18 protein-coding genes are annotated in these 18437 nt (G+C 69.7%); 8 read left to right on the forward strand and 10 right to left on the reverse strand.

The window, feature by feature from the left end:
- Positions 1–13 precede the first annotated feature (13 nt).
- Positions 14–517 (reverse strand): cupin domain-containing protein, encoded by a 504-nt coding sequence (locus BLU09_RS06020; protein WP_090486709.1) that lies wholly within the window; start codon positions 515–517, stop codon positions 14–16.
- Positions 518–533: 16 nt separating this feature from the next.
- Positions 534–1313, reverse strand: a complete 780-nt coding sequence (locus tag BLU09_RS06025; protein WP_186817728.1) for a class I SAM-dependent methyltransferase — start codon at positions 1311–1313, stop codon at positions 534–536.
- 105 nt (positions 1314–1418) lie between these two features.
- On the opposite strand from BLU09_RS06025, the gene BLU09_RS06030 reads away from it, so the two are divergent.
- Positions 1419–2714, forward strand: a complete 1296-nt coding sequence (locus BLU09_RS06030; RefSeq protein ID WP_090486714.1) for a citrate synthase family protein — start codon at positions 1419–1421, stop codon at positions 2712–2714.
- Between the two features lie 93 nt (positions 2715–2807).
- Positions 2808–3104, forward strand: a complete 297-nt coding sequence (locus BLU09_RS06035; protein WP_090486717.1) for a hypothetical protein — start codon at positions 2808–2810, stop codon at positions 3102–3104.
- Positions 3105–3195: 91 nt separating this feature from the next.
- Here the strand turns inward: BLU09_RS06035 and ychF are convergent, their stop codons facing one another.
- The 6 genes from ychF to BLU09_RS06065 form a co-directional block, all read right to left on the reverse strand.
- Positions 3196–4305, reverse strand: coding sequence for a redox-regulated ATPase YchF (ychF, locus tag BLU09_RS06040; protein ID WP_090487067.1), 1110 nt, complete (start codon positions 4303–4305; stop codon positions 3196–3198).
- Positions 4306–4357: 52 nt separating this feature from the next.
- Entirely contained in the window at positions 4358–4912 is a 555-nt protein-coding gene (gene atpF / locus BLU09_RS06045; protein ID WP_090486720.1) for a F0F1 ATP synthase subunit B, read from the reverse strand.
- 131 nt (positions 4913–5043) lie between these two features.
- Positions 5044–5274: an ATP synthase F0 subunit C gene (locus BLU09_RS06050; protein ID WP_002636238.1), complete on the reverse strand. Its 231-nt coding sequence runs from the start codon at positions 5272–5274 to the stop codon at positions 5044–5046.
- Positions 5275–5418: 144 nt separating this feature from the next.
- A complete protein-coding gene (gene atpB / locus BLU09_RS06055) occupies positions 5419–6429 on the reverse strand; it encodes a F0F1 ATP synthase subunit A (RefSeq protein WP_090486723.1) in 1011 nt (336 codons plus the stop codon).
- Complete coding sequence (locus tag BLU09_RS06060; RefSeq protein WP_011550536.1) at positions 6429–6839, reverse strand: hypothetical protein; 411 nt, start codon at positions 6837–6839, stop codon at positions 6429–6431. The genes atpB and BLU09_RS06060 overlap by 1 nt, the downstream gene beginning before the upstream one ends.
- Complete coding sequence (locus BLU09_RS06065) at positions 6836–7102, reverse strand: AtpZ/AtpI family protein (RefSeq protein ID WP_090486725.1); 267 nt, start codon at positions 7100–7102, stop codon at positions 6836–6838. Before BLU09_RS06065 ends, BLU09_RS06060 begins: the two co-directional genes overlap by 4 nt.
- A gap of 415 nt (positions 7103–7517) precedes the next feature.
- Between BLU09_RS06065 and BLU09_RS06070 the strand changes: the two genes are divergently transcribed.
- The 3 genes from BLU09_RS06070 to BLU09_RS06080 all read left to right on the forward strand — a co-directional run bounded on the left by BLU09_RS06070 (position 7518) and on the right by BLU09_RS06080 (position 11742).
- Positions 7518–8036 carry a YbhB/YbcL family Raf kinase inhibitor-like protein gene (locus BLU09_RS06070; RefSeq protein WP_090486728.1) on the forward strand — a complete coding sequence of 173 codons (519 nt, stop codon included), beginning with the start codon at positions 7518–7520 and terminating at the stop codon, positions 8034–8036.
- Between the two features lie 168 nt (positions 8037–8204).
- Positions 8205–10832 carry an ATP-binding protein gene (locus BLU09_RS06075; protein ID WP_090486732.1) on the forward strand — a complete coding sequence of 876 codons (2628 nt, stop codon included), beginning with the start codon at positions 8205–8207 and terminating at the stop codon, positions 10830–10832.
- 52 nt (positions 10833–10884) lie between these two features.
- Positions 10885–11742, forward strand: a complete 858-nt coding sequence (locus BLU09_RS06080; protein WP_090486735.1) for a hypothetical protein — start codon at positions 10885–10887, stop codon at positions 11740–11742.
- Between the two features lie 15 nt (positions 11743–11757).
- Here the strand turns inward: BLU09_RS06080 and BLU09_RS06085 are convergent, their stop codons facing one another.
- Complete coding sequence (locus tag BLU09_RS06085) at positions 11758–13722, reverse strand: serine/threonine protein kinase (protein ID WP_090486738.1); 1965 nt, start codon at positions 13720–13722, stop codon at positions 11758–11760.
- A complete protein-coding gene (gene hemL / locus BLU09_RS06090) occupies positions 13706–15001 on the reverse strand; it encodes a glutamate-1-semialdehyde 2,1-aminomutase (RefSeq protein WP_090486741.1) in 1296 nt (431 codons plus the stop codon). The genes BLU09_RS06085 and hemL overlap by 17 nt, the downstream gene beginning before the upstream one ends.
- A 290-nt stretch (positions 15002–15291) precedes the next feature.
- Here hemL and BLU09_RS06095 point away from each other — a divergent pair, with 290 nt between their 5' ends.
- The 3 genes from BLU09_RS06095 (at position 15292) to BLU09_RS06105 (ending at position 18431) form a co-directional block, all read left to right on the forward strand.
- Positions 15292–16278, forward strand: coding sequence for a hypothetical protein (locus tag BLU09_RS06095; protein WP_244171453.1), 987 nt, complete (start codon positions 15292–15294; stop codon positions 16276–16278).
- Entirely contained in the window at positions 16275–17360 is a 1086-nt protein-coding gene (locus BLU09_RS06100; RefSeq protein ID WP_244171454.1) for a hypothetical protein, read from the forward strand. Before BLU09_RS06095 ends, BLU09_RS06100 begins: the two co-directional genes overlap by 4 nt.
- 93 nt (positions 17361–17453) lie before the next feature.
- On the forward strand, positions 17454–18431 hold the full coding sequence (locus BLU09_RS06105) for an aldo/keto reductase (protein ID WP_090486746.1): 978 nt from the start codon (positions 17454–17456) through the stop codon (positions 18429–18431).
- Positions 18432–18437: the final 6 nt, after the last annotated feature.

The following is an 18437-nucleotide window of genomic DNA, read 5'->3' on the forward strand; positions in this document are numbered from 1 at the left end:
CTCGGCGCACAGCCTATCGCTCCTCGCCGCTCCAGTAGTCCACCTCCGCGGAGAGGGGCAGCGTGGTGAACAGGCTCCGAGCGGCCTTGTCGCCCCCGGGAGCACTGCCCGCGGAGATGACCACCTTCCCTGAGTCCGGGTACACCATGACGTCCGGCTCCACCATGGTGGAGAAGGCCAGGTAGCGCAGCGTCTCAGTCCCGTCGTTGAGGAGCTGGTGCGCGCCCCCGGGCCCCACCGGGAGCGCCACATAGTCGCCCGCCGTGACGGCGAGGGTGTCGTCCCCCAGCCGCAGCCGGCCCGTGCCCGCGAGGATGAAATAGGCCTCTTCGTTGGCCAGGTGGTAGTGCCGCGGCCACGCGTGTTTGCCGGGGGGCAGCTCCATCAAGCTGCACCCCAGCTTGCGGCCCTTGGCGGCGGCGCCCAGTTGCTTGCGGCGGTACGCCACCCGGGGACCTTGCGTGACTTCGGTCCAGGGAAGCTCAGGCTCGTGGACGACGTGAGGATGCGAGGACATGGACAGGCGCTCCTGTTCAGGGTCGCGTCGCGAGCAGCGCGAAGACGCGGTGGGGGATGTCGAGCGGGTCCGCTGGAAAGCCCTCGGCGAGCAGGTCCGCGAGCGCGGCGTCGAAGCGGCTCACCGCGCTCGCAGGCATGGACGCGCCCACCTTCGCGCTGGCGCGGATGCGGCCCCGCCACGCGCGGGGGCTGTACGACACGGACACGTCGAAGGAGAACGAGGTGAGCTGGGTGAAGCCCGCCTCGGCGGCGTCGCGGTACCACGGAGGATAGACACCGGAAGACTGGCTCAAGGACACGAAGGGCGCGGGAGCCCCTGGGTTGAAGCGCTCGATGAGCCGCTCGGTGGCCTCCACCACGTTGCCGGGCAGCGGCAGCCAGTCGAAGTGGGCGATGACCAGACGGCCCCCGGGAACGAGCAACCGCGCGGCCTCACGCGCTGCGGCGGCCCGGTCGAACCAGTGCCAGCACTGCCCCGCGACCACCACGTCGAACGCCTGTGACGGCAGACCCGTGTTCTCCGCGGGCGCCTGTCGGAAGTCGATGCCCAGCCCCATCCCAGAGGCGAGCCCACGCGCGGCATCCAGCATGTCCGCGGACACATCCAGCCCCGTCACCACGGCGCCGCGCTGGGCCAATCCCCGGGCCACCGTGCCCGTGCCCGTCCCCAGGTCGACGGCGCGGAGGCCCGGACGAAGGAGGCCCTCCCTGTCGAGCCGTTCGAAGAAGGCTTCCGGAAAGCCCGCCCGGTGCCTCACGTAGTCCGACGACGTGCGTCCGAAGTCCACCTGCATGACAGGCTCCTCTCCTCGCGGGCACACGCGAGCCCGGCCGACCTGGGGACGTATCGACACGTCATCCAGTCGAGTCGACAATGGCCTTCGCGAGGTGCGTGAGACATGAGTAGGCCCAAGGGCGGACGCTCTCAATCTCGATTCGACCATCGACCTGAGGAGGAGCTCGTGAGCGCGGCACAGGCCGCCGCGCTCCTGGGCGTGAAGCGAGCCACGCTCTACACCTACGTGAGCCGAGGCCTCGTGCGCTGTGTGCCGGAGCGAGGCACCAAGGAGAACCGCTATGTGCGCTCCGACCTGGAGCGCCTGAAAGCGCGGCACGACGCGAGAGCGGGACACGCGGCAGTCGCCTCGGGCGCCTTGCGCTGGGGCGAGCCCGTCATCGACTCGTCGGTGTCCCGCGTGGGCGCGGAGGGGCTCGCGTACCGAGGCCATTCGGCGGTGACGCTCGCGGTGGAGGGACGCGCGTTCGAGGACGTGGCCGAGCTGTTGTGGACAGGCACGCTGCCCGAAGAAGCGTCACGGTGGCCCTCACCCGAGCCGGCGTTTCCACCGTCCGAGCTGGCGAAGCTGCTGCCCCGTGGAACACCTCCCGTGGCCGCGCTGTCTGCGTTGGTGCCGCTCCTAGGCGCACGGGACCCGGCGCGCTTTGCCTCTCCGCCTGAGCAGGAGCGCACCCGCGCCCGGAGCCTGCTGCGCCACCTGTCCGCCTGGGTCTGCGTGGCGAACGCGCCGGGGCGGGTGACGCAAGCCTTGAACGAGCCCACGGTGGCGCAATCCCTGGCGCGCGCTTGGAACACCCGCATGAAGCGCGCACCGGAGCTGCTCAACCGCGCGCTGGTGCTGTGCGCGGACCACGAGCTGAACGTGTCCACGTTCGCCACGCGCGTGGTGGCCTCCTCGGGCGCGGACCTCTACGCCTGCCTGAGCGCCGCGCTGGCCGCGCTCTCCGGCCCCAAGCATGGAGGGGCCTGCGACCGCGTGGAGGCGCTGTTCGTGGAGGTGGGACGGCCGGAGCGTGCCGCGGAGGTCATCCGGGAGCGGCTGCGGCGCGGGGAGACAATCACCGGCTTCGGCCATCAGCTCTACCCGGACGGAGACCCGCGAACGCCGCCGCTGGTGGAGGCCGCTCGTGCCGTGAGCCCCGAAGTCCCCAGTGTCCGCATCGCCAGCGCCGTGCTGGAAGCCATGCGCGCGGCGGGACATCCGCCCCCGTCCGTGGACTTCGGGCTGGTGATGCTCGCCGGTGCGCTGAGTCTTCCTCCGGGCGCGGGCGCCACGCTGTTCGCCGTGGGGCGCGCGGCGGGCTGGGTGGCCCACGTCCTGGAGCAACGCGAGCAAGGCCACCTGCTGCGCCCTCGGGCCCGCTACGTGGAAGCGAAGCGTCCAGGCACGGCGTGACGCGGGACTGCGCCAACGGCCACTGTCGCCTGCCGCGCACCCAACGAAGTCCGTCGTTGGAGCCACGCACGCGCGAGGGGAAACTCCCGCGCCGTGGACACTCGACGCGTATATCCCCGTTTCGCCATCGCCTCCCTGCTCGGCAACGTCGCCTTCCTCGCCTCCTGGGGTGTGGTGCTGATGCGCCCCTCGGGCTGGCAGGTGGTCGGCCCGCTCCTGCTCCTCATGTTCCTCGTCCTGCGGGTGGGCGGCATGTGGCTCTTCGCCTCGCGCCACCCGGTGGAGGAACGCCCACGCATGCGGCGCACGGCGACCCTCACCACCGTGCTGGCGCTCATCGCCGTGGGCATCTGGGTCTACACCGTGCTGCAAGGCCCGCGCGGCTTCTGAGCCGCCAGGCCCTGAAACGGCTCGCGGGCGCCGCCTCCAGACTGAACCGTCCGGAAGCACAGCGCCCGCGATGACTGCCGTGTGCTGACCGCTACACGTTGAAGCGGAAGTGCATGCAGTCGCCGTCCTGGACGACGTACTCCTTGCCTTCCACGCGCAGCAGGCCCTTCTCCTTCACGGCGGACTCGCTGCCCAGCTTCACCAGATCCTCCCAGCGCATCACCTCGGCCTTGATGAAGCCGCGCTCGAAGTCGGAGTGGATGACGCCGGCCGCCTGCGGGGCCTTGTAGCCCTGGTGGATGGTCCACGCGCGGCACTCCTGCTCGCCCACGGTGAAGTACGTCCACAGGCCCAGCAGCTTGTAGCCGGCGCGCACCACCTTGTGCAGGCCCGGCTCGGACAGGCCCGCGCTCTCCAGGAAGCCCGGACGCTCCGACTCCGGAAGCTGCTGGATTTCGGACTCCAGCGCGGCGGCGAGCACCACCACCTCGAAGCCCTCCTTCGCGGCCATCTCCCGAACGGCCTTCACGTGGGGGTTCGCGTCCTCCTTGCCCAGCTCCGCCTCGCCAATGTTCGCCACGTACAGCACGGGCTTGTCGGTGAGCAGGAACAGGTCATGGATGACGGCGCTCTCCTCCTCGGTGAGCTTCTGGGCGCGCACGGTGATGCCGTTGTCCAGGCCCGCCTTGATGCGGTCCAGCAACGCCACCTCGGCCTTGGCCTCTTCGCCGGCCTTGCCGCCCACCTTCGTGTTCTTCAAGGTGCGCTCGCGGCGCTTCTCCACCGTCTCCAGGTCCTTGAGGCACAGCTCCGTATCGACCACGTCCCGGTCCCGCACCGGATTCACCCCGCCCTCGACGTGGGTGACGTTGTCGTCCTCGAAGCAGCGCAGCACGTGGAGCACGGCGTTGACCTGGCGGATGTTGCCCAGGAACTGGTTGCCCAGGCCTTCGCCCTTGGACGCGCCGCGCACCAGGCCGGCGATGTCCACGAACTCCAGCGAGGTGGGCACCTTCTTCAGCGGCTTGATGAGCGCGGACAGCTGGTCCAGGCGGTCATCCGGCACGGGCACCACGCCCACGTTGGGCTCGATGGTGCAGAAGGGATAGTTGGCCGCCTGCGCGCCCGCGGCCGACAGCGCGTTGAACAGGGTGGACTTGCCGACGTTGGGCAGCCCGACGATTCCGATGGATAGACCCATGGTGATTCCCTGGAACACGCGCGCCGGGGGGCGCGCTTCCCCAAGAAGGGGATTAGGCAGTGCGGCGCACGGCGCCAGTGGCGCTGGTGCTGTTCAGCGGCAGGCCCTGGACGAACTGCTCGGCCAGCGCGCGCTGCTTGCTGTCGTCCATGCGCTCGCTGATGAGCTTGCCGGCGACTTCCATGGCCAGGTCGACCGCCATGGCGCGGACCTCGGCGATGGCCTTCGCCTTCTGCTCGTCAATCTCGCGACGCGCGCTCAGCTTGAGCTCCTCGGCCTCCTTGCGGCTCTTGGCCATGAGCTCCTCGCGGAACTTCTCCATCTCCTGCGTGTTGCGGCGCATCATCTCCGCGGCCTCGCGACGGGCCTCGGCGATGGCCGTCTTCTGGTCGGCCAGCAGCTTCTCCGCCTCGGCGCGCTCACGCTTGGCGCTCTCGATGGAGCTGGCGATCTGCTTCTCGCGCTCCTCGACCAGCGAAAGGATGGGGCCCCACGCCTTCCACTTCAGGACGACGGCGGCGATGACGAAGGTGACCAGGGTCCAGAAGATGAGGCCCGGCTGGACCTTCACGAGGTTACTGGCGGCGAGGACGGAGGGCAGGAACATGGCGGGATGTCCAGCGTGAGGGAGGGATGCTGCGAAGACTTCGGTTTCCGCGGCAGGAGCGGCCGGCGCCCGCGGTGGAATTCCCTACGGGCACCGGCGACCGTCCAGCGATGACTCGACCTGCGCTCGCCTTAAGCCTTGGTGGCGAGCAGGATGCAAACGACCAGCGCGAACAGCGTGGCGCCTTCGATGAGGGCCGCCGCGATGATCATCGTGGTGCGGATGTCGCCGCCCGCGGCCGGCTGACGGCCCGTGGCGTCCATGGCGGCGGCGGCCAGCTTACCAATGCCGAGCGCGGCACCGATGATGGAGAGACCGGCACCCAGACCGGCGGCGAGGAAGGCAAGAGCGAGGTTGGTCATGGTGACACTTGTTCTTTCGTAGCGTGGACCCGCTTGTGGGGGGGTCGTGATGTCCCTTGAGGACTACCTCCGGCGGCCTTTCGAACCGCCGGGTCTTCGACCGGGGCGCTGGACTTCAGCGCCCCGCTAACTCGTCAGAACGGCCTAGACGTGGTGCGCCTTGCCATGGTCGTGGCTGGGGCCCGCTTCCGGGTGGTCGTGGCCGTGGTCGTCATGGTGGTGACCCATGGCCACGCTCATGCCGATGAACAGCGCCGACAGCATCGCGAAGACGTACGCCTGCACGAAGGCCACGAACAGCTCGAGCAGGAAGATGGCGAAGGCGAAGGGCACGCTCACCGCCGCCACCGCGGGGTGGCCGAGGAGGAAGATGAGGCCCAGGAGGAAGAAGTAGACGATGTGGCCCGCCAGCATGTTGGCGAACAGACGCATCGTGAGGGCGAAGGGCTTGGTGAACAGACCCAGCACCTCCACCGGAACCATGATGGGCCACAACCAGGGGGCCACGCCGCCCGTCAGGTGCTTCAGGTAGCCGCCCAGACCCGCCGCGCGGATACCCGCCACCTGGGTGATGACGAAGGTGCACAGCGCCAGCGCCAGGGTGACGGCCAGGTTGCCGGTGGCGGTCGCCATCCAGGGAACCATGCCCAGCAGGTTCATGAAGAGGATGAAGAAGAACACGGTGAGCAGGAAGGGCACGTAGCGGGGGCCCTCCTCCTTGCCGATGTTCTTGATGGCCAGCTCGTCACGAACGAACAGCACCAGCATCTCGAGGATGTTGGCGCCCGCGCCGCGCGGCACCAGCTTCGTCTTGTCGCGGTTGCCCCAGATGAACAGGGTGGCCATCAGCAGCAGCGCGGCCAGCCACATCATCAGGGTGTGCTTCGTGATGGACATGTCCAGGCAGCCGTCCATGAGGCCCGGAATCTCCTCACCGTGCTCCGTCATCCGGGGCGCGCACCCATTGGCCTTCAGCGGGACGTGCCACTGCGGGAAGTCAAACGCGTGGATGGGGCTGCTGAGCGGGACCTCGATCTCCAGATAGGGCGAGTCCACGACGTGGTGGAGGATGTACCCCGGCACGTCGTCTTCAGACCCCGCGGCCCACGCCGTGGCAGCAAACAGACTGGCGAACAGCACCATTGCCTTGCGCATCACTCGTCTCCGCCCGCCGATTCCTTCGACGCGGCCATCACGTAGCTCACTTCAATCCACTGCAGCGCGAAGTAGACGCCGAAGAAGCCGGCGATGAACGGCACCGCCGCCATTCCCCGCGACACCACGCCCAACAGCCCCGCCAGCACGCCCACGGCCCGAAGGCCAAAGATGATTCCGACCACCTTCAGCGCGGCATTGAGGTCCTGCCGCACTGCCCGCCGTTTCAGCACCAGCGCCACCGCGCCCGTCACCGCCGCCAGCCCCACGCCCCACACCGCCGAAACCCGGTCCTCCACCACCTGCGGCATCAACGCCGCCAGCGCCAGGCCCACCACCGCCACGCCACCCGCCAGCGCCGCATGACTCTTGAACGAGTCCGTCCCGCTACCGCCGCCCCGCGCCGTCACTTCCGCTTCCCCAGCCGGGCCATCTCATGGAGGAACCCATAGAAGCCCACGCAGATACCCACCAGGCTCAGCACCACCATCAACCAGGGGCCCGTCCCCAACCACCCATCCAGCCAGTAGCCGCCCAGCACGCCCACCACCGCTCCACCCACCAGCTTCCACACCGCCGAGATGTAGGGTTGCGCCGCCCGCATCTGCCGGGCCGTCTCCCCCAACTCGCTGCTGTCCGAACCGCCCGGTTTCCGGGGCTCCTTCACTTCCATTCGGACGCCTCCCCAAACCCCGGGAAAACCTCGCTTTTCCAACCCCGCCAACCCAACCCCTCTACGCGGGGCGCCGCTTAACACCGAACACGCGGCACACGCAACCGGTACCATGGGCAGCGGCCCCCTGGCCCCCAGTGGCGATTGCCGCTTCGGCAAGCTCAGCTACCGCCGATCTGCCCCGCATGGAATCGAGGGGCCCCTCCCGTGGGCTCGCCAGGGCCCGGGCTCGCCTCTGGGTGAGGCGCTGGGGTCCGGCGGCTTGAGCAGACGCATGGGGATGGGGGCGCCTGCCCCAGCGCCCGGGAGGCCGGCCTCCGGGCGCCAGCCGGCCCGCTCCTCGGCGCCCGGGCGCCGGCGTCGCCAGCTTGCACCCGATACGCGTCAACCCACCGCGACACCTCTGGAGGACTCCATGCCGAAGCCGCTCGTGCTCACGTCCCCCCGCTTCAAGGACGGCGACCTCATCCCCATTGCCTACACCGGCGAGGGCGAGGACATCTCACCGCCGCTGCAATGGACGGACATGCCCGCCGGGACGAAGAGCCTGGCCCTCATCGTGGAGGATCCGGACGCGCCAGACCCGCGCAATCCCCAGATGACCTTCTCCCACTGGGTTGTCTACAACATCCCACCTTCGGCCCAGGGCCTGCCGGAAGGCGCCACGCCGGACGTCCTCCCAGAGGGCGCCCGCCAGGGTCAGAACGACTTCCGCCGCCAGAACTACGGGGGCCCCATGCCGCCCGTGGGCATGCACCGGTACTACTTCCGCCTGTTCGCCCTGGACACGGTGCTGCCGGACCTGGGCCGCGCCACGCGCACACAGCTCCGGGAGGCCATGGAAGGCCACATCGTGGGACAGGCGGAGCTCATCGGCCTGTACACCAAGGTCCACCACCGCGGCGCGGAGTCCCCCGGGGCCACTCCCGCCTGATGCTGCTCGGGCGACAGCCCCCCTGAGGACACGGGCTCGGCTGCCCTGCGCGGCCGGGCCCGTTCTAAGTACAAGCCGCAGGGCTGACACCGGGATGTAGGCTGGTGGGCGAAGCGGCGGGTCAGCAATTTCGCACGGACTGGCAGCGGTGGAAGAGTCAGGCCTGCCGTGAAAACCGCCGCCGAAATCGGGGCAGCCTACGGCCCCTTCGATGCGATGTCCGTGGGTGTCTGCGTCGTCCGTGACGGCCGCTTCGTCTATGTGAACGAAGCGCTGGTGACGATGTCGGGCTACCCGCGCGAGGGCGTGCTGGGTGAGCCCGCCACGCTCCTCGTCTCGGCGGCGAGCGCGGCGGAGCTGGCGTCCCGCCATGCCCGTCGCAAGCGCGGCGAGCCCGTCCCCACCACGTACGAGACGATGCTGCGCACCACCGAAGGGGAGCGGCGGGTGGAGCTGACCGTCATCCCCAGCGGCACGGAGTGGGTCGTGCTGGTACGCGACGTGTCGGCGAGGGCCCGGCGCCGCAGCGTGCTCCAGCGGCTGGCCGAGCTGGGCGCGAGCCTGCCCTCCCTGCGCACCGAGGGCGAGGTGCTGCGCAGGATGTTCTCCAGCGTGGAGGAGCTGGGGCTTGGCTGCGCGTGGCTTTCGCCAGACCGGCTGGGCGTCCGGCTGGGGCAGACATTCGTGCCGCCCGGCATGGTGCCCACGGAAGCCGCGGCACTGAGTGGCCGCTGGGTACGGGATGTGGTGGGCCAGTGGCCTCCCCTGCTGAAGCGCGCCTGGCGCGACGGCGCGGCCTACACAGACGAGTTGCCCCAGGAGGCTGAGTGCTTCCTCCGAGGCGCCCGGGGTGTGCTGGTTCGCCAGGGCATCCAGCGCGCCGGGCAGACGCGCGCCATCGCGGTGCGCATCGACGTGGAGGGCCAGCCCCGGGCCATGCTCGCGCTGGTGGCGGACTGGCTGCGCGAGGAGGAGCTTCCACCCGTGCGCCTCTTCGGCGCGCAGGTGTCCGCGGCGCTGGACGCGGCGCTCACCATCTCCCGCCTGTCCGCGCAGAACACGGCGCTGGCGGCGCTCAACCGCCTGGCCTCGGTGACGGCCTCCGCGCCGCACCCCCAGGCCCTGTTCGCTCCGGGGACCGACGAAATCGCCGGGCTCCTGGGTTGCGACGCGGTGGCGGTGCTCCTGCCAGCGGACGATGGCGAAGTGGAGCTCGCGTACTCAAGCGGCCTGGACACCGAAGGCGCGAAGGACTTCACGCGGCGCTGGCGGGATGGAAACCTGTGCCTCCAGGCGCAACGAGAAGGCATCCCGCTGGAGCGCGAGGTGGAGTCCTGTCCGGACGACCTGAGCGAGGAACTGCGCCGGCAGGGCTTCCGCACCGTGGTGGTCGTCCCCCTGCGGGTGCGCTCGCGGGGCGTGGGCACCCTGTCCGCCCTCTTCCGGGAACGACGGCCCCTGACGCCGCTCGAACGAGAGACGTTGCAGGCCATGGGCAGCCACTTCGCGGCGGCCATCGAATCCCACCGGCTGCTGCATGAGCTTCGTGGCCGCGCCGAGGACCTGGCGCTGCTGCACGAGGTGGCCAAGGCGCTGGCGGCCACCCTGGAACTGGACAAGCTCCTGCACATTGGCGCCACCAGCCTGGCGCGCATCGTGGACACGTCGGATGCCTACGTGTTCCTGCCGGATGCCTCGGGAGAACGGCTCCAGCTTCGCGCGATGACGGGAGGCTCACCGGAGCTTCAAGGGCCCGCCCTGCCACTCCTCCCGGCCGATGCGTCACTCGCGTCGGTGGCGTTCCACACGCGCGAGGTGGTGCTGGTGGAGGACGCCCGCTCAGACCTGCGCGTCAACGAGGAGGTGCGGCGCCTGCCCGGTGCCCGAGCATTCCTGGTGCTCCCCCTGGTGGTCCACGAGCGCCCCATGGGCGTGATGATGGCGGTGGAGACGCGGCGGCCACGGCGCTTCACGCTCGCGGAGGTGGAGCGAGCCAGCGCCATCGCCAACCAACTGGCGCTGGCCCGCGAGGGCGCGCGGCTGGTGGAGGATCTTCAAGCCAGCTACGTGGAGCTGGCCCGGACGCAGGCCCAGTTGGTGCGCCGCGAACGGCTGGCCGCGCTGGGCGAGCTGTCCGCCGTGGTCGCCCATGAAGTGCGCAATCCACTGGGTGCCATCTTCAACTCGGTGGCGTCCATCCGCCGCATCGTCGGGCCGGACAGCGCGGCGGTGCCGCTGCTGGACATCGTCGGGGAGGAGTCGGACCGGCTCAACCGCATCGTCGCGGACCTGCTCACCTTCGCGCGGCCACCCGCGCCGCATCCCTATGCCGTGCCGCTGTCCCCCCTGGTGGAGGACGCGGTGCGAGGCGCGCTGGCGGAGGCGCCGGGCCAGGTGCGCGTGGAGCTGGACCTGGCGGACGATGTCCCCTCGGTGACGGTGGACGAGCGGATGATGCGTCAGGCCTTCCTCAACCTCGCCATCAACGCCGTGCAGGCCATGCCTCAGGGCGGCATGCTGCGCGCGAGTGTCCGGCGCGCGACGGGGACTCCCGAGGTCGAAGTTCAGTTCGTGGACAGCGGGCCGGGCATCTCCCCCGACGTGCGGGCGCGCATCTTCGAGCCCTTCTTCACCACCAAGGCCAAGGGCACCGGCTTGGGGCTGGCGGTGGTGAAGCGCATCATCGAGTCGCACCAGGGCCGGGTCGCGCTGGAATCCCTGCCGGGCCAGGGCACCACCTTCCGGCTCTATCTCCCGCTGGACACCTCCGCCGCGGCGATAAGCGAAGGCTGGTAACGCACTTGAAGCTCACGCGTCCGGGGCGCAAATCCCTTCGCGAGGAGCAGAAATGCACCGCCATGCCGCCGTCCTGGGAGTCCTTCTTTGTCTGAGCGCCTTCACCGTCCAGGCCCAGGCGCCCACAGCTCCGGACGCGCCTCGGGTGCAGCTGAAGTTCGTGGGAGAGCTGGGCTTCCTGGACGTGCTGGCGCACAGCATCCGCCAGGGCAGTGACGGTACCCTGTTCCGCTACACGGACGACGGCGGACAGGACAACCTCTACAACTTCATGCGGCTGTCGGCGGAGCTGACGTTGAAGGGCCGGCACTCGGTGGTGTTCCTCTACCAGCCGCTGGCCATTGACACGCAGGTGGTGCTCAAGCGGGACGTGCGCATCGACGCGCTGGACTTCCCCGCGGGCACGCCGCTGGACGTGAGCTACAGCTTCCCCTTCTACCGGGCCAGCTATCTGTATGACCTGCTGTCCGATCCGGACCGCGAGCTGTCCGTGGGCGTGTCGCTCCAACTGCGCAACGCGAACTATGTCTTCACCTCCGCGGACGGGACGCTGCGGCGGACCGCGCGGGACGTGGGGCCGGTGCCGCTGCTGAAGGTGCGCGGACGGTGGGGACTGGGTGGTGGCTGGTGGCTGGGCTTCGAGGCGGACGGCAGCTACGCGCCCACGGCCATCATCAACGGTGACAGTGACTCCAACACCACGGGCGCGCTGCTGGACGCGTCCCTGCGCGGTGGCGTGCGCCTCACCGACAAGGTGGATGTGTTCCTCAACCTGCGCTACCTGGGCGGCGGCGCGCGAGGCACGTCAGACGACAACGAAGACGAGTTTGGCGACGGCTTCACCAGCAACTGGATTGATACCGCCACCCTCAGCCTGGGCTTCAGCTACCGGCTGCCCTGGGGAAGCTGACGCCCGCTGCGGGCTTCAGGCCAGCGCCCAGGCCAGCGCGAGCCCCAGGGCACACGCGCCCGCGCAGAGCCCCGCGACGAGCCAGGGACGACCACCGCGAAGCCCTGTGCCGAAGTCCTCCTCGGGCTCTGGCACGGGCAGCGCTTCATCCCCCGTGATGGCGCGCACCAACTCCTGACGACGGGCCTCCACCGCCGCGGCATCCACCGCTTGGGAGATGTCCACGCCGAAGCCCACCTGTGTCTCGCGGGTGGCTCGGCGCAACTGCGCGGCCTGGGGCGGCAAGGGCTGGAGCGCCCTGGCGGGATTCACCTCCGTCACGGTGACATCCTCGGACGCGGCGGCACGGGCGCCCTGGCTTCGGCTGGCCTCCGCTCGTTCGAGCGCGACCATCAGCTTCGCCGCATCGACGGCTTCGGTGGCCGCCGCGTCTCCGCCCAGGCTGGCTCCGGAGTTCGCGGCCCCAGGGCCCACCTCGGACTTCGACGCCACGCCAGCGTCCGCCGCCATCCGGGCACGCTCGGGCTGAACGACCGTCGGCTCCTCGTCCGCACCGAGTGGCGCGCTCGCGACCGGGCCTCGCGATGGATGGAGGTGTGCCCGTTCGCCGCCGGGAAGGCCCCGTCGCGCTCGCGAGGCTCCGCCCTCCACCACGGTCGCCTCGTCCTCCGTCCCGTACAGCGCGGTGACGCGAGGCGCATTGGCAGCGCGAGGCACCTCCGGCGCCCTTCCAGGAATCCCTCGCACCGTGACTTCAAGTTCATCCGCGTCATGCGCTGCCTTCGCTGGCGTGCCTCGCCCAGAGGCATCCGGCGCGGCTGGGACATTCGCATCAGGCGGGTGGGCGGACGGCGGCGCCTTCGACGTCTCAGCGTCGCCACGCTCGGCCGGGACGTAGTCCTCGGGCGCGTCGATGCCTTCGTGCTCGAACGCGAGCGCGGTGGGCGGAGCGAGCACGGTGGCCAACGCGGGCTCGGTGAGCGCGCGGGAACGCGGCTCCCGCAGCAATTCGCGGAGCACGAGCTCCTCCGCCTTCTTCTCGCGGGGGAACGCGGCCGCGATGAGGCGCGCGACATCCGCATCCCCCACTTTGGGCGCCAGCTTCGCCTTCATCCGCGCCAGCTCCGCGCCCATGGCGGCCGCGTCCGGGAAGCGATTGTCGGGCTCGGAGGCCAGCGCGCGCATCAGGAACGCATCCACGCTGGTAGGCACGCCCTGCCGGACGCTCCCGGCTGGCTCCCACTGGGGGTATGCCGCGCGCCGCCACCGCTCCACCGGGTCGCCCCGCTGCGCCAGGGGCTTCCACGCGAACAACTCCCACAGCAGCGCGCCCACCGCGTACACGTCCGCGCGCCGGTCCACGAAGCGCTTCCGTGCCTGCTCCGGTGCCATGTACGTCAGGTTGCCAATCACCACCCGGGGCGCCGTCTGCTGCTCCTTCAGCGTGGACTGCGCCGCGCCGAAGTCGATGATTTTCACCTCGCCCGCGTAGCTGATGCACACGTTCGCGGGAGACAAGTCCCGGTGGACCAGGTGCAGCGGATTGCCGAACTCGTCCGTCGCGTCGTGCGCGTACGCCAGGCCCTCACAGAGCCGCTGCCCCAGGTGGAGCATGATGCCCAGCGGCAGCGTCCGCCCGAGCTGCCGCAACCGGTACGTCAGCCGGCTGAGCGTCTTGCCCTGCACGTACTCCATGGACAGGTAGAGCTGCCCTTCCACCTCGCCCATTGCGTACACGCGCGCGATGTTCGGATGGTGCAGCCGCACCACGACGCGGGCTTCATCCCGGAAGCGTCCGGCGAACTGCGGGCTTGCCATGAGCTGCGGGAGGACCTTCTTCACCACACAGGCACGACGAGGCGCCTCCTCACGCGCGAGGAACACCTCTCCCATCCCCCCGGCGCCGATGCGGCGCACGAGGGTATAGGGACCGAAGCGAACGGGCCCCTCGAGGGGCGCGGGCTCAACCGGTCTTGCCAAGCGAACGGAAGGCCTTTCTCGCCGCCGCGAGGACGTGCGCGACTTCCGGCTCGCCAATGGCCAGCGACACGAACGCCGCCTCGAACTGGCTGGGCGGCAGGTAGACGCCTTCGTTCAGCATGGCGTGGAAGAACTTCCCGAAGCGCGCCGTGTCCGCCTTCTTCGCGCTGGCGTAGTCGTAGACGGGCTCACCGGTGAAGAACACCGTGAGCATGCTGCCCACACGGTTGACAGTGACGGGCACGTCCGCGGCCTTCGCTTCGGCGAGCAGGCCGACCTCCAACATGCGGCTGACCTCCTCCAGCCGCGCGTAGGTGCCGGGGGCCGCCAGGGCCTTGAGGCACGCCAGGCCCGCCGCCACCGCCACCGGGTTCCCCGACAGCGTGCCGGACTGGTACACCGGGCCCGCGGGAGCCACCTTCTCCATGATGTCGCGGCGGCCACCATACGCGCCCATCGGCATGCCCCCGCCAATCACCTTGGCCATGGTGGTGAGGTCCGGCTTGAGGCCGTACAGCTCCTGCGCGCCGCCTCGCGACAGCCGGAAGCCCGTCATGACCTCGTCCAGCACCAGCAGCACGCCGTGCTTCTGGCAGAGCGCCTGCAGCCCTTCGAGGTAGCCCGGCTTCGGCACCAGCACGCCCATGTTGCCCACCACCGGCTCGATGATGGCGCAGGCGATGTCCTGGCCATTCTCCGCGAAGATGCGCTCCACGGCGGCCAGGTCGTTGAAGGGCGCGGTGAGCGTGAGCTTCGCCAGCGCCGACGGCACGCCCGGAGAGTCCGGCAGGCCCAGCGTCTCCACGCCACTGCCCGCCTTCACCAGGAACGGGTCTCCCGCGCCGTGGAAGCAGCCTTCGAACTTGAGGATGTGCTCGCGGCCGGTGAAGCCCCGCGCGACGCGGATGGCCGCCACCGTGGCCTCGGTGCCACTGGAGACCAGGCGCACCATCTCCACCGCGGGCATCGTGGCGCAGATGAGCTCCGCGAACTCCACCTCATCCGCATGCGGCGCGCCATAGGACGAACCCCGGCGCGCGGCGTCGATGATGGCGTCCAAGATGGGCGGATACGCGTGGCCCAGGATGAGCGGTCCCCAGCTCCCCACGAGGTCGACGTAGCGGTTGCCGTCCACATCCGTGAGCCAGGCACCTGCGCCTTCACGGAAGAAGACAGGGTCGCCGCCAACGCCTCGGAAGGCGCGCACCGGGGAATTCACTCCGCCGGGGATGCGAGCCTGCGCGCGAGCGAAGAGAGCCTGACTGTGAGCGTGGTTCATGGCTCGTTCCATAACATGCGGCACGAGGCAGTCTGCGTCCCCACACGCCCGCTCCCATGCCCCCCGCTTCTTCGTGCCGTCGTCGACACATTATGGACAGTCTCAGGCAGTGCGGAAGAAACCGCCTTTCTTGTAAATCTGACTAAATTGGATGGTTTCAGCGACGCATCGTCCGGGGCTCGACACGCGCCATGCCCGCCTCCCCTCCCTACAGTCAGGCCCTTCGCACACGAGCCCGAGGCTGGGCCCGCGCGCTCTGGCCGGTCCTCATGTGTGGCGTCCCTCCCGCCATGGCCGCCAAGCCGCCCCTCCAACGTCTTCCACGCCTCACCTGCCACGCGGGCTATTTGGACTTCGAACAACGTCACGGGCTGCCGACGGTGCGAGCCGCCATCCAGCAGGCCCTGGCGCAGAACGCCCCTGCTGCCCTCACCTTCCTCACCGAACGGATTCCGGAAGTCCTGGGTGAAGACGCCCAGGCCGCGCTTCAGGTGCTCGACTGGGCTGACACCGCACCGACGCCCGAAGCATCCGTGCTGCTGTCGGGCCTGCGTGAAGCCTCCGCGGTGAGGGATGCACGGGTGGCCGAGCGGCTCCTCACGATGGCGGAGCAGCACGCATCCATCGACCACCGCGCACAGGCGCTGCAGGCACTGGAGACCCAGGCGCGCTTCGACGCCCCTGCGCAGGACCGGTTGATGGCGTTGGCCAGGAGAAGCACGGCCCCTCAGGGCGTGTGCCTGCTCGCGGTGAGAACCCTGGGCAGGGTGATGAAGAACGACTTCCAGGCCGGGGGCTCGGAGGAGCCCTATCTCACGCGACTCCTGACACTGGCGCGGGAGTCCGAGGACCGTCACGTCCGCGCCCTGGCGGTGGAGCTGGCTGCCTCCTTGTCCATGCGACTGGATGCGCGGGCCGTGGAGCAACTGGCCTGGGTGCTCGAGAATGACGCAGACGCCAACGTCCGGGAGCTGGCGGCCCTCGCGTTGTCCGATGGCCGCGACACGCGCGCGGTGCTGAATCACTTCAGCGCCGCGTTTCCGGGAGAGCAGCGCCTGTGCGTGCGCTGGGCGCTCCTGCGCTACACGCTCCGGGCCGGTGGCGCCGAGGCCCTTCCCCAAGTGCGGGACTACGCGAAGCAGGACCGCCGATTCGTTCGAGACGTCGCCGACTTCCAGGCGCTCTACGACGCGGGACACGTGGACTTCGACAGGCTGTGGCTGAACAAGCGCGTGTATCACCGCTGCCCTGAGGACGCGGAGGCCCTGACGCCATGAGGAATCCGCGTGAAAGGCTCGGCTGGGTCCTCCTCGCCGGGGCGTTGGGCGCAGCCGTGGTGGGCACACGCCTCTGGCGTGCTCCAGAAAGGAACACCGCCCCTGTCCTCGACGCCTCGACGCCGCAGACCACTGACGACGGACATTCGACGCTCCCGCCCCTGCCCGCCCATGCGCAGCCGCTGAAGGAAGTGCCGTGTGAGTTCACCGCGCTCCTCGCGGAGTATCGCCAGGGCCACGCCTCGCCGGCGTATCGGCGTTACGTCCGAGAACAACTCCGCGGGCTCGTGGAGTCACTGCCCGAGGACGTGCATTGGCAGCACCTCAGCGACGAGCAGGACGCTGACGTGCTGGCCTTGCTCTCCGACACCTGGGTGCTGCGCTACGCGCTGGAGGGACAGGCCCGCATCCTCGAGCGGCTGGTGGACCGCGTAAGTGAGACACCCGACGCGCGCCTGCGTGCCGTGTTGATTCGTTCACTGCAACAGACGGGGGAGCCCTCCACCCAACTGTTGGGCATCCAGGTCCTCAAGGGCCGAGACGTCTACCGCGACTGGGTGACGGACGCAGCGCCCGAGGTCCGCGCGGCCGCGGTGGAGAACTTCCGGGAGGAAGCCGCTCGCAACGCCGGCCGCTACCGCGTGGTGGCGGAGCGAGCGGTGTCGCTGGCCACCGTCGCGGAAGACCCGGCCACGGCAGCGGGACTCCTGGGCGCGTCTTCCATCGAAGCGGTGAGAGGACCGTCCTTGGCGCAGGTCCGTACATTGCTCCAGTCAGCACAGTCCCCCGTCGTGCGCGCCGCGGCTGCACGCGCCCTGGCGACCTCACCCGTGGCAGAGCTCTCCGCGAGCCTCGACGCACTCGCCGCCCGCTACAGCGTCGAATCCGAGGCGAGCGTGCGCGAGGCACTGCTGGAATCCATCTCCCGGCTGGGCCTGAGCCGCGCCGTCCCCGTCCTCGAGCGGCTCCGTGACACGCACGCCGCGGCTCGAGACGAAGTGAGTCCCTGGATTGCACTGCTCGCGGAGCATCCCCAGCGGTGGGAAATGCTCGATACCGCACGGCGACACTCTCACCGATGAACGGGGCATTTTGACCTGCACCCTGCTTCGGGACGCGTTAGCTACGCCGGCCACGGCCCGCGGGCCTACCACTCACCGAGGGAGCGACAGGCAATGCCCCAGACGAAGCTCGAAGCACGCAAGGCACTCGGAACCACCGGCTTTCAGGTATCCCCTCTGTGCCTGGGAGGAAACGTCTTTGGTTGGACAGCCGACGAGGCGACCTCGTTCGCGGTGCTCGATGCCTTCGTCGACAACGGCGGCAACTTCATCGACACGGCGGACGTCTATTCGAGCTGGGTCCCCGGCAACCGCGGCGGCGAGTCGGAGACGCTCATCGGCAAGTGGATGAAGTCCCGCGGCGCTCGGGAGCGCGTCGTCATCGCCACCAAGGTGGGCTCGCAGACGGAGCTGGGGAAGGGCCTGGGCCGCGAGCACATCCAGCGCAGCGTGGAGGCCTCGCTGCGCCGGTTGCAGGTGGACGTCATCGACCTCTACTACGCGCACTACGAGGACCTGGACACACCAGTGGAGGAGACGATGGCGGCCTTCGACGCGCTGGTGCGCGCCGGCAAGGTCCGCGCACTGGGCACCAGCAACCACTCCCCGCAGCGGCTCACCGAGTCGCTGGAGGTGTCCCGCCGCAACAACCTCGCCCGATACGCGGTGCTGCAACCGCACTACAACCTCGTCGAGCGCAAGAACTTCGAGTCTTCGCTCCGGGGCATCTGCGAACGGGAAGGGCTCGTGGTGGCGCCCTACTTCGCGTTGGCCTCGGGCTTCCTGACGGGCAAGTACCGCAAGGACCAGCCACCTCCGAAGTCGGCCCGCGCCGAAGGCGTGCTGAAGCAGTATGGAAACGCGCGCGGCTGGGCAGTGATTGATGCCCTCGACGCCGTGACGCGTCGGCATCCGGGAGCGAACTTCGCCCAGGTCGCGCTCGCATGGCTCGCGGCTCAGCCCACCATCGTGGCGCCCATCGCGAGCGCGACGTCCGCCAGCCAGACGCAGGAACTGCTGGGGGCGTTCACGTTGCAACTGACGGAGGAGGACCTCCGCGCCCTGGACGTTGCGTCGTCCCGCGAGGCCTGAGAAGGC

It is taken from the genome of Myxococcus virescens, from assembly GCF_900101905.1.
Lineage (GTDB): Bacteria > Myxococcota > Myxococcia > Myxococcales > Myxococcaceae > Myxococcus > Myxococcus virescens.

Coding starts and splice junctions, on each gene's coding strand:
- BLU09_RS06050 (WP_002636238.1), bottom strand. CDS start 5,274: ATGACCAACCTCGCTCTTGCCTTCCTCGCCGCCGGTCTGGGTGCCGGT.
- BLU09_RS06080 (WP_090486735.1), top strand. CDS start 10,885: ATGCACCGCCATGCCGCCGTCCTGGGAGTCCTTCTTTGTCTGAGCGCC.
- BLU09_RS06070 (WP_090486728.1), top strand. CDS start 7,518: ATGCCGAAGCCGCTCGTGCTCACGTCCCCCCGCTTCAAGGACGGCGAC.
- BLU09_RS06020 (WP_090486709.1), bottom strand. CDS start 517: ATGTCCTCGCATCCTCACGTCGTCCACGAGCCTGAGCTTCCCTGGACC.
- BLU09_RS06025 (WP_186817728.1), bottom strand. CDS start 1,313: ATGCAGGTGGACTTCGGACGCACGTCGTCGGACTACGTGAGGCACCGG.
- atpB (WP_090486723.1), bottom strand. CDS start 6,429: ATGCGCAAGGCAATGGTGCTGTTCGCCAGTCTGTTTGCTGCCACGGCG.
- BLU09_RS06030 (WP_090486714.1), top strand. CDS start 1,419: ATGAGTAGGCCCAAGGGCGGACGCTCTCAATCTCGATTCGACCATCGA.
- BLU09_RS06095 (WP_244171453.1), top strand. CDS start 15,292: ATGGCCGCCAAGCCGCCCCTCCAACGTCTTCCACGCCTCACCTGCCAC.
- BLU09_RS06065 (WP_090486725.1), bottom strand. CDS start 7,102: ATGGAAGTGAAGGAGCCCCGGAAACCGGGCGGTTCGGACAGCAGCGAG.
- hemL (WP_090486741.1), bottom strand. CDS start 15,001: ATGAACCACGCTCACAGTCAGGCTCTCTTCGCTCGCGCGCAGGCTCGC.
- BLU09_RS06105 (WP_090486746.1), top strand. CDS start 17,454: ATGCCCCAGACGAAGCTCGAAGCACGCAAGGCACTCGGAACCACCGGC.
- ychF (WP_090487067.1), bottom strand. CDS start 4,305: ATGGGTCTATCCATCGGAATCGTCGGGCTGCCCAACGTCGGCAAGTCC.
- atpF (WP_090486720.1), bottom strand. CDS start 4,912: ATGTTCCTGCCCTCCGTCCTCGCCGCCAGTAACCTCGTGAAGGTCCAG.
- BLU09_RS06100 (WP_244171454.1), top strand. CDS start 16,275: ATGAGGAATCCGCGTGAAAGGCTCGGCTGGGTCCTCCTCGCCGGGGCG.